Source organism: Kitasatospora sp. NPDC049258 (genome assembly GCF_040678895.1).
GTDB lineage: Bacteria > Actinomycetota > Actinomycetes > Streptomycetales > Streptomycetaceae > Kitasatospora.
The window spans coordinates 1-15,287 of the sequence record NZ_JBFAQT010000011.1; the positions used below are offsets into that span (position 1 = coordinate 1).

Here is a 15,287-nt window from a genome sequence, read left to right on the forward strand (position 1 = left end):
AAGCGGAACTGCGGCCCGTCGGCGCCCACCCGGGCACCGCGCAGCCAGCCCAGCAGCAGGCCTTTCCCGGCATCCGGCCTGACCATCCATCAGGCGAGACGGGTGTTGTGAGAGAGGTCGTCAACACGCGATCCTGGCGGCATGCATCGCCACGCGTACCTGAGCCGTCGACTCGACGTCGACCTGGCGTACGCGTGCTCCGCGATCTGTCGCACCGCGCTCTGATCGCGGTGTCCCCGCCCGGCCGCGGCCGGGAGCACGTCCGGGTGTGTGCACCGCCGCGCGGTCCGCCCTCTCCTTACTCACCCCGACGGGACACCTTCATGCGCTTCGCGCTGCCCACCCGCGCCGCCGTACTCTCGGCCGCCGCCCTGCTGCTGCTCGCCACTCCCGCGCAGGCCGCCGGCCCGTACGCGCCGCTGCCGCCGCACAACCCGTACGCGGGCCCGGACGGCACCGCCACCATGCACGGCGACACCGGCTCCTCCGACGCCACCCCGCTGCCCGGCCCGCGGGCCGGGGCGCTCGACTCGCACCGCACCGCGCTCGCCTCCGCCTGCCCGACCGTCCTGGTCGGCGCCGACGGATTCCCGGTCGCGCTCTGCACCACGATCTTCGGCCTCACCCCGACCGTCCACCTGCTCGACCCGGCCGACGGCCGCTCGCTCGCCGAGCTCCCGCTGGCCAAGGGCTCGCTGCTCGGCGGGGTCTACGCCTACCTGGACGACCGGGACCGGCTGGTGGCCGTCGACGGCAACCGCGACCTGCTGCGGATCGGGCACCACCGCACCGCCGCCGGCGGCTGGGAGCTGTCGGTGGACAGCCGGCTCCCGCTGGCAGCCGTCGTCCCCGCCGACGACGCGGTCACCGGCGTCTCCCCGGACTGGCAGGGCCGGGTCTGGTTCGCCACCGGCCACGGTGTGGTCGGCACCGCCGACGACCGCACCGGGGCCGTCCGCGCGCTCTCCCTCCCGCCGGGCGAGCAGATCGCCAACTCCATCTCCACCGCGCCCGCCGGCACCGCGGTCGCCTCCACGCACGCCACCTACCTGCTCGCCGCCGGGGCCGACGGCACCCCGCGGATCGTCTGGCGGCAGCCGTACGACCGCGGGCCCGGCCGCAAGCCCGGGCAGCTCAGCTGGGGCACCGGCTCCACCCCGACCTTCTTCGGCCCGGCCACCGGCGGCGACTACCTGACGGTCGTCGACAACGCCGCCCCCACCGTCCACCTGTTGGTCTACCGGGCCGGGAGCGGCGAGCAGGTCTGCTCGGTGCCGGTGCTGCGGGCGGGTGGCAGCGGCAGCGAGAACTCGCCGATCGCGGTGGGCAACGCGGTCTTCGTGGCCAGCACCTACGGCTACCCGTACCCCAAGCTGCCCGAGGGCGCGGGCCCCGCGGTGCCGGCCTCCGGCGCCTTCCGGGGCGGACTGAGCCGGGTGGACGTCCGCGCCGACGGTTCGGGCTGCGACCTGAAGTGGGACAACACGGTGCGCTCGGCGGCGGTGCCGCGGCTGTCCACCGGCGACGGCCTGATCCACACCGTGCTGCGCGGCCCCGTCGTCCCCGGGACCGACGCCACCTCGGTGCTCGACCCCTACTCCTACGCCGAGATCGACCCGGAGACCGGGGCGGTGGTCCGCACCAAGTGGCTGGGCAGCGGCTTCCTGTTCGACACCCTGCAGATGGTCGGCTCCATCGCGCCGGGCCGGGTGGTGCTTCAGGGCACCACCACCGGCGTGCTGCGGATCACCGAGGGGTGACGGCGGGGCCGCGCCGAGTACCGCAACGCCGGTGTGACGTGCGACACTTTCGCCGTGCCGTCGCCCACTCAGCGGGCCCTGACCCGAGTGCCCCCGCGGTACCGCCCGTTCCTGGTGAAGCACCGCACGCTGGTGAAGTTCATGATGGTGGGCGGTACCTGCTTCGCCCTGACGGCGGTGGTGAACTTCGGGCTCAAGCTGACCGTGCTGCGGGACAAGCCGGTGCTGGCGCTGACCGTCGCGACCGTGCTGGCGACGGCCGTCTCGTACGTGCTGAACCGCCAGTGGTCCTTCCGGGCCGCCGGGCGGCAGCGTGAGGCCGCCCTCTACTTCGCGGTGAGCGCGGTGGCCGTGGTGGTCAACGACCTGCCGCTGGCGGTCTCCCGCTACGTGCTGGAGCTGCGGGAGCCCGCCGTCGGCCATCTCACCCAGGAGCTGGCCGACTTCCTCAGCGGCATGATCGTCGGCACGCTGCTGGCGATGGGCTTCCGGTTCTGGGCGATGAACCGCTTCGTCTTCACCCGGTTCTCGGCCCGGGTGCGGGCCGAGAACCGGGCCTCCGAGCGGGTCTGACCCGGCCCGGCCCGGCCCGACCGCCGGGCCGGGCCGGTGGGCCGGGCTACGCGGCGGCGGCGGTCGCGGACTCGGCCTTTGCCGGGCGCCCGCCGGGCCGCTTCGCGACCGCGAGCAGGGTGACGGCCACGCCCACCACCGCCCAGGCGGCCAGCACCAGCAGCCCCGTGGTGATGCCGGTGGCGCCGAAGTAGGCGATCGAGCGAGCCACGTCGGTGCCGGCGCCGTTCGGGATCCAGGCGCCGATCGCCCGCCAGAACGGCGGCATCAGCGGCGGCGGGAAGACCCCGCCCGCGCTGGGGTTGCCCAGCACCACGAAGACCAGCACGGCGAGGCCGATCCCGATCACGCCGAACAGGCACTCCATCGCCATGGTGATCGCACCGACCGCGAACACCACCAGCGAGCCCAGGCCCAGCAGCGCCCAGCCGGAGCCGGGCAACGCGTTCAGCACCGGGCCGATGATCACCGCGCCACCGAGGCCGGCCGCCACCGAGTAGACCGCGAGGGTGCCGAGCCGGATCAGCGCCCGGTGGGTGTTGGCCGGGCGGGAGCCGGCGCTGATGCCGAGGATCGAGGCCACCAGGTAGCCGCCGACGCACCAGCCGATCACCAGGTAGAAGGAGGACAGGCCCTCGGCGTCGCCGGCCGCCAGCGGCACCACGTCCTCGGTGGCCACGGTGCGGCCCTGGGTCTGGTCGACCTGGGTGACGATCTCGGTGGCGGCCCGTGCGGCGGCCGGCCCGCGGGCGTCGGCGACCAGCAGGGTGTCCTTGCTGCCGGCCGGGTCGAAGATCCAGGCGGCGTAGATCTCCTGGTTCCTGATCCGGGCCTCGGCGCTCGCCCGGTCCGGGGCGGTGGAGGCCTTCACGGCCTCGTCGGGCACCGACTCCAGGCCGGCCACCAGCTTCGGCGCGACCTGCGGCGGTGCCACCACGGCGATCGACAGCTGGTGCGGCTGCGGGTGGTGCAGCGCGCCGACGTACGAGGTGATGAAGCCGAGCTGGAGCAGGAGGACGCCGATCACCAGCAGGGCGGCCCGGGGTGTCACCGCGTCCTTGAGTTCGGCGAGAAAACCTGATGCGGGTTCAGTCATCGCGTGGCTCCTTGGAGATGAGGACAAAGCGGATGGATACTTCATATCATGAAGTAGTTGTGGGGCGTGCGGGCGGGGTTCGGATCCGGGGTAAAAGGTTGCCTTGCTCAACCATCTGCCCGTATGGTTGCTAAACGCAACAAATCTCTCGTCGAAGGATCCGCATGCCGACGACCCCCATGTCCCACCGGCAGGTGCTCGAAGCCCTGTCCGGCCTGCTGCTCGGCCTCTTCGTGGCCGTGCTCTCGTCCACCGTCGTCTCCAACGCGCTGCCGCGGATCCTCACCGACCTGCACGGCGGCGAATCCGCCTACACCTGGGTGATCACCGCGGCGCTGCTCTCGCTCACCGCCTCCACCCCGATCTGGGGCAAGCTCTCCGACCTGGTCAGCAAGAAGCTGCTGGTCCAGATCGCCCTGGTGATCTACATCGCCTCCTCGGCGCTGGCCGGCCTGTCCCAGAACACCGGCGAGCTGATCGCCTGCCGGGTGCTCCAGGGCGTCGGCGCCGGCGGGGTCACCGCGCTGGCCCAGATCTGCCTGGCCGCGATGGTCCCGCCGCGCGAGCGTGGCCGCTACAGCGGCTACTTCGGCGCCGTCTTCGCCCTCGCCACCATCGGCGGCCCGCTGATCGGCGGCGTCATCGTGGACACCGACTGGCTCGGCTGGCGCTGGTGCTTCTACGTGGGCATCCCGTTCTCGCTGATCGCCATCCTGGTGCTGCAGCGCACCCTGCACCTGCCCGAGGCGCCGCGCCGCAAGGTCCGGATCGACTACCTCGGCGCGACACTGATCACCGGCGCGGTCAGCCTGCTGATGATCTGGATCAGCCTGGCCGGCAAGAACTACGGCTGGCTGTCCTGGCAGAGTGCCGCGATGGTCGGCGGCGGGCTGGCGCTGGCGGCGCTCTTCGTCCGCGCCGAGCGCCGGGCCGCCGAGCCGATCATCCCGCTCGGCCTCTTCCGGTACCGCACGGTCGCGCTCGCCTCGGTGGCCAGCGTGCTGGTCGGCGTCGGGATGTACGGCGCGACCACCTTCCTCGGCCAGTACTTCCAGCTGGCCCGGAAGGAGTCGCCGACCATGGCCGGGCTGCTCACCCTGCCGATGATCCTCGGGCTCGCGCTCTCCTCCACCGTGGCCGGCCGGCTGATCACCAGGTACGGCCGCTGGAAGGCCTACCTGCTGGCCGGCACCCTGCTGCTGGCCGTCGGCTTCGGCCTGCTCGGCACCGTCCGGGACGACACCGGGTACGGCCCGCTGGCGCTGTACATGGCGCTGACCGGCCTCGGTCTCGGCCTCACCATGCAGAACCTGGTGCTGGCCGTGCAGAACACGGTGCCCCGGCACGAGCTGGGCGCCGCCAGCTCGGTGGTCACCTTCTTCCGCACCATGGGCGGTGCGATGGGCGTCTCGGCGCTCGGCGCGCTGCTGTCGAACCGGGTCTCGCACTACCTGGTCGAGAACCTCGCCGCCGCCCACGTGCGGCCCGGCGCCGGGGCCGCGCTCGGCGGCGAGATCCCGGACCTGCACCGGTTGCCCGCGCCGCTGGTGCCGCTGGTCACCGATGCCTTCGGGCACGGGGTGGGCCTGGTCTTCCTGGTGGCCGCGCCGTTCGCGCTGCTGGCCTTCCTGGTGGTGCTGTTCATCCGGGAGGAGCCGCTGCGCACCACCCAGGAGTCGCACCCGCACCCGCAGCCGGTGCCGGTGCCGGTCGCGGACTGACCGGGCCGGGGAACGCGGAAGGGCCCGCGGAGCACGAGCTCCGCGGGCCCTTCGCCGTGCCGGGGGCGGTCAGCCCGCGATCAGCGAGATCCCGTACAGCACCACGCCCGCGCAGACCGCGAAGCAGGCGCCGGCGCCGGCCAGTGCCAGGGTGCCGCTGCCTGCGCCGGGGGTGCCGGCCTGGCGGGCGGCCAGGGCGGCCTCGCGGCGGGAGAGGGCGAGGTTGCCGAGGGCGAAGACGGCGACCACCGCGAGGGTGATCAGCAGGCTGAAAGCCGCGGTCTGGCCGAGTGCGGCCCACTTGATGCTCATGATCGAGGTGTCCTTCCGGCGTCAGGCCGCGACGGCGGCGGTGGTGGTGGTCGGGGTGAGGGGCGCGGGGGCGCCCGGGAGCTCGACCGGGGTGGCGTCGTTGACGTTGTCCGCGCTCACCGGCTGGCGGCGGGAGAGCAGCCACATCGAGCCGGCGCCGAGCACCAGCACGGTGCCGACCACGGCGACGCCCCAGTCACCGCGGCCCGCGACGTACGCGGCGGCGCCGGAGACGATGGCGGCGGCGGGCAGGGTCAGGCCCCAGGTGTAGACCATGCGGCGGACCAGGGCCCAGTGCAGCTTGCCCTTGGGGCCGCCGAGGCCGGCGCCCATGATGCTGCCGGAGCAGACCTGGGTGGTGGACAGGCCGTACCCCATGTGGGTGGAGGTCAGGATCGCGGTGGCGGCGGCCGTCTCGGAGGCGAAGCCCTGCGGGGCCTTGATGTCGGCCAGGCCCTTGCCCATCGAGCGGATGATCCGCCAGCCGCCCATGTAGGTGCCGAGCGCGATCGCGCCACCGGCGCTCACGATCACCCAGGTGGGGGGCAGCGCGCCCTTGGGCAGCGCGCCCACCGAGACCAGGGTCAGCGTGATGATGCCCATGGTCTTCTGGGCGTCGTTGGTGCCGTGGGCGAGCGAGATCAGCGAGGAGGAGAAGATCTGGCCGCGCTTGAAGCCCTTGGTGGTGGAGTCGCCGCCGCGGGTGATCCGGTAGGCCAGCTTGGTGGCGCCCCAGGCGGCCGCACCGGCCACCAGGGGGGCGGCCACGGCCGGGATCAGGATCTTGCTGACCACGACGCTGAAGTTGACGCCGTTCATGCCGACCCCGACCACGGTGGCGCCGATCAGGCCGCCGTACAGGGCGTGGGAGGAGCTGGAGGGCAGACCCTTGAGCCAGGTCAGCAGGTTCCACAGGATCGCGCCGGCCAGGGCCGCGAAGATCACTTGAGGGTGGATGCCGGCCTTCTCGTTGACGATGCCGCCCGAGATGGTGGTGGCGACCTTCACCGAGAGGAAGGCGCCGGCGAAGTTCAGCACGGCCGCGATGGCGACCGCGACCTTCGGGCGGAGGGCACCGGTGGCGATGGAGGTGGCCATCGCGTTGGCGGTGTCGTGGAAACCGTTGGTGAAGTCGAAGGCGAGCGCCGTGATGATCACAACGGCCACCAGGAACGTGATGTGTTCCATACCCAAACAATCGTCGTAGTTGTCGGACTGACGCTGCTGTCTCGCCGACCGTAGGGAGATTCGGTGAACGGAAGGTTAACTGTGCCAGGAGTTGAGGTTCTGATGGTGTCCCAGGGATTTCGACCGGGCATCCACAGGGTGTCCCACGGGCCCCTGATCAGCACTTTTGCCGGGAATGACCGATCTGGTGGCGGTTTGCTGAGACCTGTCTCACACCGGCCCCCGGGCCAAGATGAGAAGTTCATCAGTACGTACCGGTGCCACCTGCCCCCCGGCGGCCCCGACATGGCAGGATCAGCCCGGTGGATCGCCGGGTGGGACGCCCGGTCGGAGGTCGCGAGGCGGGGGAGGGCGGGCCGATGGGGGCTGCGCAGCGGATGGAGACGGCCGGCGTCAGGCCATGGGTGCGGGCTGCCCTGCGGTGCGGGGCGGTGCTGGCCGCAGCCGCGATCTCGCTGTCGCTCGCCCAGGCCGCCTACGCCGCGCCCGAGCCGACCGCGCCGGTGACCGCGCCGACGGTCGCGCCCGGGGCCGACCCGCTGGCCGCGGCCAAGGCCACCCTGGGCCCCCTGCTGGACCAGCTGCACCAGCTCTACCAGCAGGCCGAGGCGGCCACCGAGCAGTACAACGGCTCGGTCACCAAGCTCACCGCGCTGCAGAGCACCATCACCGACCTGCGGACCCGGATCGACCGGCAGCAGGCCGCGGTGGACGCCGGCGGCGACCTGGCCGCCCAGCTGGCCGCCGCGCAGTACCGCAACGGCCACGCCTCCGAGCTCGGCGAGCTGCTGATGGCCGACGACCCGTACGAGGCCGTGGTGGTGGCCGAGCTGCTGCAGGCGGCCGGACGCTCCCAGTCGGCCTTCCTGGACCGGCTCAAGGCGGACCGCGCCACCCTGACCGTGCTTCAGCAGCAGGCCGAGCTGTCGCTGGCCCAGCAGCAGGCGGTGGCCACCCAGCAGGAGCAGGCCAAGGCGGACGTGGCCAAGCGGCTCGCGGAGGTCGAGCAACTGGTCGGCTCGCTGACCGGCGCGCAGCGCGCGGAGCTGGAGGCCCTGGAGAAGCAGCAGGCCGACCAGGCCCAGCTGGCCTTCCTCGCCTCGGGCGCGCTCGGCAAGGGCGAGCGCACGCCCTCCGAGGCCGGCCGCAAGGCGGTCGCGTACGCGCTGGCGCAGCTCGGCAAGGACTACGTGTGGGGTGGCGCCGGGCCGGACGTCTTCGACTGCTCGGGGCTCACCTCGCAGGCCTGGATCCACGCCGGGGTGTCCGTCCCGCGCACCAGCCAGGAGCAGTGGGCCCAGCTCAAGCACGTCCCGCTGAACCAGATCCGGGCCGGCGACCTGGTGGTCTACTACGGCGGAGCCACCCACATCGGCATGTACATCGGCGGCGGGCTGATCGTCCAGGCCCCGCACACCGGTGACGTGGTCAAGGTGACCCAGATCGGCGCGATGCCGATCCTCGGCGTGGTGCGCCCCGATCCGGACGCGGGCGCGGACGACAAGGGCGGCGCCTGGAAGGTGCCGGACGTGAAGGTCGGCGAGGTGCGGATCGCCCCGGCCAAGCCGTCCACCCTGACGCCCACCCCGCCGGCGCCGCCGACCACCGCACCCACCGCGCCCACCGCGCCGACGACGCCGGACCCTTCGCCCTCCACCGGCGGCACCCCGTCCGGTACGCCGTCCGGCTCGGGCACCCCTTCCGGTTCCGGTACGCCGTCCGGCACCGGCACGCCGAGCGGTTCGGGCACGCCGAGCGGTGGCTCGACCACCCCGTCGTCGGCGCCGTCCACCCCGTCGACCGGCACCGGGTCGCCCGCCACGCCCTCGACCACCGGTACGCCGCCCGCCGGCAGCGCGGCGCCCACCGGCAGCGGCTCCCCGGCCCAGCTCCCGCCGAGCGGCACCGGGCACGCGACCCAGGACTGACCGGGCGGGACCGACCGCGCGGGGCCGGCGCCCGGCTCCCCGGCAGGGGGGTCGGGCGCCGGCGCGTGCTCAGCTGTCGCCGCTGTCCGGCTCGAAGCGGATCACCACGGCCTTGGAGGTCGGGGTGTTGCTGATGTCGGCGGTGGAGTCCAGCGGCACCAGCACGTTGGTCTCCGGGTAGTACGCCGCCGCGCCGCCCCGGGCGACCGGGTAGTGCACCACCCTGAAGTGCGGGGCCCGCCGCTCCACCCCGTCCTGCCACTCGCTCACCAGGTCGGTGTAGGCGCCCTCGACCAGGCCGAACTCGGCCGCGTCCGCCGGGTTCACCAGCACCACCCGGCGGCCGCCGGTGATGCCGCGGTAGCGGTCGTCCAGGCCGTACACGGTGGTGTTGTACTGGTCGTGCGAGCGCAGCGTCTGGAGCAGCAGCCGGCCCTCGGGCACCTCGGGCGCGGTCAGCGGGTTGACGGTGAAGTTGGCCCGTCCGGTCGCGGTGGGGAAGGTGCGGTGGTCGCGCGGGCCGTGCGGGAGCACGAAGCCGCCGGGGCGGCGGACCTTCTCGTTGAAGTCCTCGAAACCGGGCACCACCCGGGAGATCCGGTCCCGGATGGTGTCGTAGGACTCGGCGAACTCCTCCCAGGGCACCGGGTTGTGCGGGCCGAGGGCGGCGCGGGCCAGCCGGCAGACGATCGCCACCTCGGAGAGCAGGCTCTCGGACGGCGGCTTCAGCCCGCCGCGCGAGGAGTGCACCATGCTCATCGAGTCCTCGACGCTGACGAACTGGAGGCCGGCGGCGGTGCGGTCGCGGTCGGTGCGGCCCAGGGTGGGCAGGATCAGCGCCCGGGCGCCGGTGACCACGTGCGAGCGGTTGAGCTTGGTCGACACGTGCACGGTGAGCCGGCAGCCGCGCATCGCGGCCTCGGTGGCCAGGGTGTCCGGGGTGGCGGCGACGAAGTTGCCGCCCATCGCGAAGAAGACCTTGACCCGGCCGTCGCGCATCGCCCGGATGGTGTCCACCGAGTCCAGACCGTGCTCGCGCGGCGGCTCGAAGTCGAACTCCTTGGCCAGCGCGTCCAGGAAGGCGCCGCTGGGCCGCTCGAAGATGCCCATGGTCCGGTCGCCCTGGACGTTGCTGTGCCCGCGCACCGGGCACACCCCGGCGCCCGGGCGGCCCACATTGCCGCGCAGCAGCAGGAAGTTGACCACCTCGCGGATGGTCGGCACGGCGTGCTTGTGCTGGGTCAGCCCCATCGCCCAGCAGACGATGATCTTCTCGGAGGCCAGCACCAGCTCGGCCAGCTCCTCGATCTGCTCCCAGGGCAGCCCGGTCGCGGCCAGCACCTCGGCCCGCTCGGTGGCCGCCGCCTCGGCGGCGAACTCCTCGTACCCGAGGCAGTGTTCGGCGATGAACTCGTGGTCCACCCCGCCCTCGGCGGCCAGCACCAGCTGGTTCAGCGCCCGGAACAGCGCCAGGTCGCCACCGAGCCGGATCTGCAGGAAGAGGTCGGTCAGCTTGGTGCCCACGCCGACCAGGCCCCGGGCGTTCTGCGGGTTCTTGAACCGCTCCAGCCCGGCCTCCGGCAGCGGGTTGACGCTGACCACCTTCGCGCCGGCCCGCTTGGCCCGCTCCAGCGCGGAGAGCATCCGCGGGTGGTTGGTGCCGGGGTTCTGGCCGGCCACGATGATCAGGTCGGCCTGGTAGAGGTCCTTCAGATGGACGCTGCCCTTGCCGACGCCCAGCGTCTCGGTGAGCGCCGAGCCGGAGGACTCGTGGCACATGTTGGAGCAGTCCGGCAGGTTGTTGGTGCCCAGCTGGCGGGCGAACAGCTGGTAGGTGAAGGCGGCCTCGTTGCTGGTCCGGCCCGAGGTGTAGAAGGCCGCGCCGTCCGGGGTGTCCAGCGCCTTCAGGTCGTCGGCGACGATCGCGAACGCGCGCTCCCAGGAGACCGGCGTGTAGTGCGTGGCGCCCTCCTCCAGCAGCATCGGCTCGGTGAGCCGACCCTGCTGGCCCAGCCAGTAGCCGGAGCGCTCGGCCAGCTCCGCCACCGGGTGGGCGGCGAAGAAGTCGGCGGTGATCCGGCGCTCGGTCGCCTCCTCGGCGACCGCCTTGGCGCCGTTCTCGCAGAACTCGGCGGTGTGCGTCCTGCCCGGCTCGGGCCAGGCGCAGCCGGGGCAGTCGAAGCCGTCCGGCTGGTTGACCTTGCGCAGGGTGGCCAGTGTCCGCCGGACGCCCATCTGCTCCCCGGCCATCTGCAGGCTCTTGGCGACGGCGGTCAGCCCGGCCGCGGCGTGCTGGGGCGCACCCACCTCGGGCGCGTCCTGCGCCGGGTCGCTCTGCGGGGCCTGCTTGGCCATGGCTGACACCTTTCCTGCGGATGGGGCCGCACCGTTGCCGTGCCCCTGCCGCCCATCCTCGCACTGTGCCGCTCGGGGTCGGAGGGGGTGGCACCGCCGGGGCGGGCCGGGCCAGAATTGGCCATCGCTGCGTGCCCGGGCGACCCCGGTCCGTCAGATCCCCGCCCAGGAGTGAGCCAGCCCATGTCGTCCACCGAAGCACCCGAGGGCCGGTTCGGCCCCGCGACGCAGCAGGACCCGGCCCCCGGGGTGCGCGAGCTGCTGCTGCGCCTGCGGGCGGCCGCCGAGGTGGCCAGGACCGCGGACGGTGCCGCCCAGCTGCTGGAGGCGGTGGCCCGGGAGATGGTCGCCGAGCTGGGCCGGTACGACCGGGAGACCCTGGCCACCTGGCGCGAGGTGGCCCGCCGGCAGGGTGAGGCGGGCGATCCGGCCGGGGCGGCGCACCTGCTCGGGCAGGTGATCCCCGACCTGGCCCGGGCGCTGGGGGCGAACGACCCGGAGACCCTCGGCGCCCGGCTCGACCTGGCCGCCCGGACCGCGGCGCTGGGCGACCTCGGCGGTGCGGCCGGGCAGCTGGTGCAGCTCGTCCCGCAGCTCCAGCAGGCGCTCGGCGAGGAGCACCCGCTGGTCGGGGAGGCGCGGGCGGTGCTCGGCCGGCAGGTGCAGCAGCTGGGGCGGCTCCCGGGGGCGCCGACCGGGATCGGCTGGGTGGAGGCGGTGGCGGTGGTCCACCGGTTGATGGTCTGGGACTTCGAGGTCGACCGGGAGGCCCTGGACTGCGTCGGTGAGCTGGAGCGCCGGACCGGTCTCAAGGGTCTGGCCGACCGGATCTACTCGGCGCCCGACCACCTGACCCCCGAACAGGTCACCGCGCTCGCCCTCGGCCAACCCCGGCCCGCCTGAGAGGACTTCAGGAGGGCCGTCCACGGAGTGCCGGCTCGGCCAGCCCCGCTCCCGGGGGTTCCGCCGCGCCGCCCCGGCTCGCCGGCGGGGAAGGCGGGGAAGGCGGGGAAGGCGGAGACGGCAGAGCCGGCCCGGCGGGCGCGAGGGCGCGCAGCAGGGTCCGGGCGGCCGCGTCGTTCTGCCGGAAGGCCGGGGCGTTGGTGCGGGGGCGGGCGAAGGCCGCCTGGGCGCGGCCGTCGGTGTGCGGGCCGAGCGCGGTGCGCCGGGGGTGCGGGGCGCCGCCCAGGGCCGGGTCGATGATCCGGCCGTCCCCGGGAGCGGTGACGATCAGGCCGGAGCGGTAGGTGTGGTCCTGGTCGCGGACCTCCTCCTCGGTGAGCCGGCCGGCCCGGTGCAGCCCGGCCAGCACCGGATCGGCGCTGCGGTCGACGGCGTGCCGCGGCAGGTACCCCTCGATCAGCGCGGTGGCCCGGACCTCGTGGCCCGGCACCGTGGGGCTGGTGGCGACGAAGCGGCCGTCGCTCTCGTCGACCGTGACGGCCACCTCGGCGCCGAGGAACCGCACCACCCCGGCCTCCGCGAGCGCCAGCAGCTGCCGTAGCCGGAAGCCCGGCGGGCCGGAGGCCAGGAAGCTGAAGAAGCCGAACCACCAGCCGTCCAGCTCCTCGGCCACCGAGTGGGCCGACAGCCGGCCGGAGCCGACCAGCCGGGGCAGGTTGCCGTACAGCGACAGCAGCGCCAGGAAGGCGCCGAGGTCGGCGCTGTGCGCGGGGTCGGCGCGCCGGTCGGCGTCGGCCGTGACGTACTCGCGCAGGTGCTGCTGGAGCTGCTCCGGCCGCTCGAACCGCAGGCCCGCCAGCGGCCGGTCGAGCCGCTCGAAGTCCAGCCGGTCGAGCGGGTCCGGTACGGCCCCGGCGACCAGCTCGGCCAGCGCGGGGTCGTACCAGCCCAGCCGGTCGTACCCGGCGAGGAACTCCGGCCAGGGCCGGGCGGTGCGCTCCGGATGCGCGTGGAACAGCTCGTGGTAGTACCCGAAGCCGATCTCCTTGGCCATCAACGGCCAGGCGTCACGCCGGAGTTCGACCGGTTCCGGGCGCGCGGTCAGGGCGTCCACGGCGGCGGCGTCGAAGTACCGCGGCAGCGGGGCGGGCGGCCCCTGCAGCCGGTAGTCGGTCTTGGAGTGGTACGGCACGCCGCGCCGCGAGCCGACGTGCAGCACCGGCTCGCGCCCGCTGGGGTGGTAGACCAGGCCGTCCGGGGCCGGTTCGAAGCGTCCGCCGCGGCCCTCGGTGAGCAGCGCCATCAGGTCGACGAAGGCCAGCCCGAAGCCGCGCACGATCACCTGCTCGCCCGGGGCCAGCCGGGACAGGTCGGCGTCCGAGGAGAAGACCGGCGGGAGGTGGAAGCGGCCGTGCCGGGCGGCGAAGGCGGCGGTCGCCCGGTGCCGCGGATCGGGGGCGGACTCCAGGTGGCCCAGGGTCAGCACCACCTGGTCGGCGACCAGCACCCGGTCGGACAGCCGGACCAGCTGCGGACCGTCCGGCGGGCCCTCGACCGCGCGGGCGGTGTCCCGGTGCACGGTGAGCGTGACGTGCCCGGGCAGGTCGGCGACGGCCCGCCGGAACACCCAGTCCAGGTAGGCGCTCTGGGCCCGGCGGGTGGCGAAGTCGGTCGGCCGCAGGGCGGCGAGCTCGGCCCGCACCCCGCGGTCGGCCACCGGCCGGTACGGCGCGTACCGCTCGGGCGCGCGGGCCCACTCGGCCAGCGACGGGCCGGGCCGGACCGGGCCCTCGGTGGTGGAGGTCTCGTCGGTGAACATGGTGACGTCCTCGGCCATCGAGTTCATCCGCAGCAGCGGCGACTGCCGGTGGCGCCAGATCCGGCCGCCGCCCGGCGGGTAGGGGTCGACCAGGTGGATGTGCAGCGGCCGGTCGGGCGGCAGCAGCTCGGCGGCGTTGGCGGCCAGGCGCTCCAGCAGGCCGGTGCCGCGCGGGCCGGCGCCGATGATCACCAGGGTGCTCAACCGACCTCACCGGCCCTGGCGTTCAGCCGGCGCCAGGCGGCGGCCGCGCGCTGCAGCGGGGTCGGCGGGAGCCCGTCCCTGGTGGCGCCCCGGGCGAAGTGCCGCTCCAGGTAGTACTGGCCGACCGAGAGCACGCTGGTCACGCCGATGTACCAGAGTGTGGCCACCATCAGCAGCGGGATGACCTGGTACGTCTGGTTGTAGACCAGCTGCGCCGAGTAGAGCAGGTCCTGCACGGCGAGCACGCTGACGATGGAGGTGCCCTTGAGGGTGCCGATCAGCATGTTCCCGGCGGTCGGCACGATCGAGCGCATCGCCTGCGGGACGACGATCCGGCGCAGCACCCGCCGCCGGCGCAGGCCGAGCGAGGCGGCGGCCTCCAGCTGGCCCTGGTCCACCGAGAGGATTCCGCTGCGCACCACCTCGGCGGCGAACGCGGCCTCGTGCAGGGTGAGCCCGATCACGGCGGTGAGCACCGGGCCGAGCAGGTTGACCGTCTTCACGGTCAGGAACTCGGGGCCGAACGGGACGCCCACCCCCAGACGCGGGTAGAGCGCCCCGATGTTGAACCAGAACAGCAGCTGGACCAGCAGCGGGGTGGCCCGGAACACCCAGACGAAGCCCCAGCTCAGCGACTTCAGCACGGGGTTGTCGGAGAGCCGGGCCAGCGCCAGCACGGTGCCCAGGGCGAAGCCGAGCACCATCACCAGGGCGGTCAGCCAGAGCGTGAGCAGCAGTCCGTCGACGATCGAGGTGGTGGTGAAGTACTGCCCCACCACCTCCCACCGGAAGGCGCGGTTGCGGACCAGGGAGTTGAGGACCATGCCGAAGAGCAGCAGCGCGGCGGCGGCCGCGAGCAGCCGGCCGGGGCGGCGGCGCGCCACGATCACCAGGGCCGCGGCGGAAGGGGCGGAGGGCGGGTCGGCCGGCTCCGCGCGGGCGGGTGGCGGTGCGGCGGTCGGCGGCAGGACGTCCGGCGTGGTGGCCATGGAGGGCTCCAGAGGCGAGCGGGCAGGCAGAGGTCCGCTGTCCGTCACGCGCCTGCCGTGTCCCTCAACACGGCTTGGGGCGGCCAGGGTTCGGCCGGATCCCGAGGCGTACTCACTCCACGGCCGATCGTACGTGGGAGCGGTCCGGGAGTGTCAAGGCCGGCCGCCGGCGGATCCGCCGCCCGGACGGCCGCTTCCTGGACAGTGGTTGACGAAATCGGAGGTTCGCTGCTCAACTTGCGACATGAATGCCGAGCAGCGTCTGGTCACGCGCGGCCACATCGACTTCGGTCGGGTGTGGTCCGCGGCGTGTTGCAGCTGACCCGGCAGCGGGCCGCCTGACCGGCCCTGCTCTCCCTCGGAGACCTCCCTCGGTTGCCCCGTCGCGGGCCGGGATGCCGTCATGTCCGACGGATCGACAGGCGTGCGCTGCCGCCAT

At 73.8% G+C, this 15,287-nt stretch carries 11 protein-coding genes; 5 read left to right on the plus strand and 6 right to left on the minus strand.

Annotated features, from left to right (window positions below; translation table 11 throughout):
• Positions 1–323: 323 nt before the first annotated feature.
• Both AB0K43_RS11910 and AB0K43_RS11915 read left to right on the plus strand, forming a co-directional pair.
• Positions 324–1,760, plus strand: coding sequence for a hypothetical protein (locus AB0K43_RS11910; protein WP_363638515.1), 1,437 nt, complete (start codon positions 324–326; stop codon positions 1,758–1,760).
• Between the two features lie 54 nt (positions 1,761–1,814).
• Positions 1,815–2,333 carry a GtrA family protein gene (locus AB0K43_RS11915; protein WP_363638517.1) on the plus strand — a complete coding sequence of 173 codons (519 nt, stop codon included), beginning with the start codon at positions 1,815–1,817 and terminating at the stop codon, positions 2,331–2,333.
• A 46-nt stretch (positions 2,334–2,379) separates the two neighbouring features.
• Here AB0K43_RS11915 and AB0K43_RS11920 read toward each other — a convergent pair whose 3' ends face one another.
• Positions 2,380–3,429, minus strand: a complete 1,050-nt coding sequence (locus AB0K43_RS11920) for a DUF3533 domain-containing protein (RefSeq protein ID WP_363638519.1) — start codon at positions 3,427–3,429, stop codon at positions 2,380–2,382.
• Between the two features lie 164 nt (positions 3,430–3,593).
• Between AB0K43_RS11920 and AB0K43_RS11925 the strand changes: the two genes are divergently transcribed.
• Positions 3,594–5,150, plus strand: coding sequence for an MDR family MFS transporter (locus AB0K43_RS11925; protein ID WP_363638521.1), 1,557 nt, complete (start codon positions 3,594–3,596; stop codon positions 5,148–5,150).
• A 69-nt stretch (positions 5,151–5,219) separates the two neighbouring features.
• Here AB0K43_RS11925 and AB0K43_RS11930 read toward each other — a convergent pair whose 3' ends face one another.
• Both AB0K43_RS11930 and AB0K43_RS11935 read right to left on the minus strand, forming a co-directional pair.
• Positions 5,220–5,462 carry a hypothetical protein gene (locus tag AB0K43_RS11930; RefSeq protein WP_363638523.1) on the minus strand — a complete coding sequence of 81 codons (243 nt, stop codon included), beginning with the start codon at positions 5,460–5,462 and terminating at the stop codon, positions 5,220–5,222.
• 21 nt (positions 5,463–5,483) lie between these two features.
• Positions 5,484–6,650 (minus strand): inorganic phosphate transporter, encoded by a 1,167-nt coding sequence (locus tag AB0K43_RS11935; protein ID WP_363638525.1) that lies wholly within the window; start codon positions 6,648–6,650, stop codon positions 5,484–5,486.
• Between the two features lie 359 nt (positions 6,651–7,009).
• On the opposite strand from AB0K43_RS11935, the gene AB0K43_RS11940 reads away from it, so the two are divergent.
• Positions 7,010–8,578 (plus strand): NlpC/P60 family protein, encoded by a 1,569-nt coding sequence (locus tag AB0K43_RS11940; RefSeq protein WP_363638527.1) that lies wholly within the window; start codon positions 7,010–7,012, stop codon positions 8,576–8,578.
• Between the two features lie 69 nt (positions 8,579–8,647).
• Here the strand turns inward: AB0K43_RS11940 and AB0K43_RS11945 are convergent, their stop codons facing one another.
• Positions 8,648–10,933, minus strand: coding sequence for an FdhF/YdeP family oxidoreductase (locus AB0K43_RS11945; protein ID WP_363638529.1), 2,286 nt, complete (start codon positions 10,931–10,933; stop codon positions 8,648–8,650).
• 183 nt (positions 10,934–11,116) lie between these two features.
• On the opposite strand from AB0K43_RS11945, the gene AB0K43_RS11950 reads away from it, so the two are divergent.
• A complete protein-coding gene (locus AB0K43_RS11950; RefSeq protein WP_363638531.1) occupies positions 11,117–11,836 on the plus strand; it encodes a hypothetical protein in 720 nt (239 codons plus the stop codon).
• A 7-nt stretch (positions 11,837–11,843) separates the two neighbouring features.
• On the opposite strand, the gene AB0K43_RS11955 is transcribed toward AB0K43_RS11950, so the two are convergent.
• Together AB0K43_RS11955 and AB0K43_RS11960 are read right to left on the minus strand one after the other, a co-directional pair.
• Complete coding sequence (locus AB0K43_RS11955; RefSeq protein ID WP_363638532.1) at positions 11,844–13,859, minus strand: FAD/NAD(P)-binding protein; 2,016 nt, start codon at positions 13,857–13,859, stop codon at positions 11,844–11,846.
• The gene (locus AB0K43_RS11960; protein ID WP_363638534.1) at positions 13,856–14,848 is read right to left on the minus strand and encodes an amino acid ABC transporter permease; all 993 of its coding nucleotides are present in this window, start codon (positions 14,846–14,848) and stop codon (positions 13,856–13,858) included. The genes AB0K43_RS11955 and AB0K43_RS11960 overlap by 4 nt, the downstream gene beginning before the upstream one ends.
• Between the last annotated feature and the right edge of the window lie 439 nt (positions 14,849–15,287).

Bases quoted from the DNA above. Each gene is read 5' to 3' on its own strand.
- AB0K43_RS11910 (WP_363638515.1), top strand. From the start codon at position 324: ATGCGCTTCGCGCTGCCCACCCGCGCCGCCGTACTCTCGGCCGCCGCC.
- AB0K43_RS11920 (WP_363638519.1), bottom strand. From the start codon at position 3,429: ATGACTGAACCCGCATCAGGTTTTCTCGCCGAACTCAAGGACGCGGTG.
- AB0K43_RS11925 (WP_363638521.1), top strand. From the start codon at position 3,594: ATGCCGACGACCCCCATGTCCCACCGGCAGGTGCTCGAAGCCCTGTCC.
- AB0K43_RS11930 (WP_363638523.1), bottom strand. From the start codon at position 5,462: ATGAGCATCAAGTGGGCCGCACTCGGCCAGACCGCGGCTTTCAGCCTG.
- AB0K43_RS11935 (WP_363638525.1), bottom strand. From the start codon at position 6,650: ATGGAACACATCACGTTCCTGGTGGCCGTTGTGATCATCACGGCGCTC.
- AB0K43_RS11940 (WP_363638527.1), top strand. From the start codon at position 7,010: ATGGGGGCTGCGCAGCGGATGGAGACGGCCGGCGTCAGGCCATGGGTG.
- AB0K43_RS11945 (WP_363638529.1), bottom strand. From the start codon at position 10,933: ATGGCCAAGCAGGCCCCGCAGAGCGACCCGGCGCAGGACGCGCCCGAG.
- AB0K43_RS11950 (WP_363638531.1), top strand. From the start codon at position 11,117: ATGTCGTCCACCGAAGCACCCGAGGGCCGGTTCGGCCCCGCGACGCAG.
- AB0K43_RS11960 (WP_363638534.1), bottom strand. From the start codon at position 14,848: ATGGCCACCACGCCGGACGTCCTGCCGCCGACCGCCGCACCGCCACCC.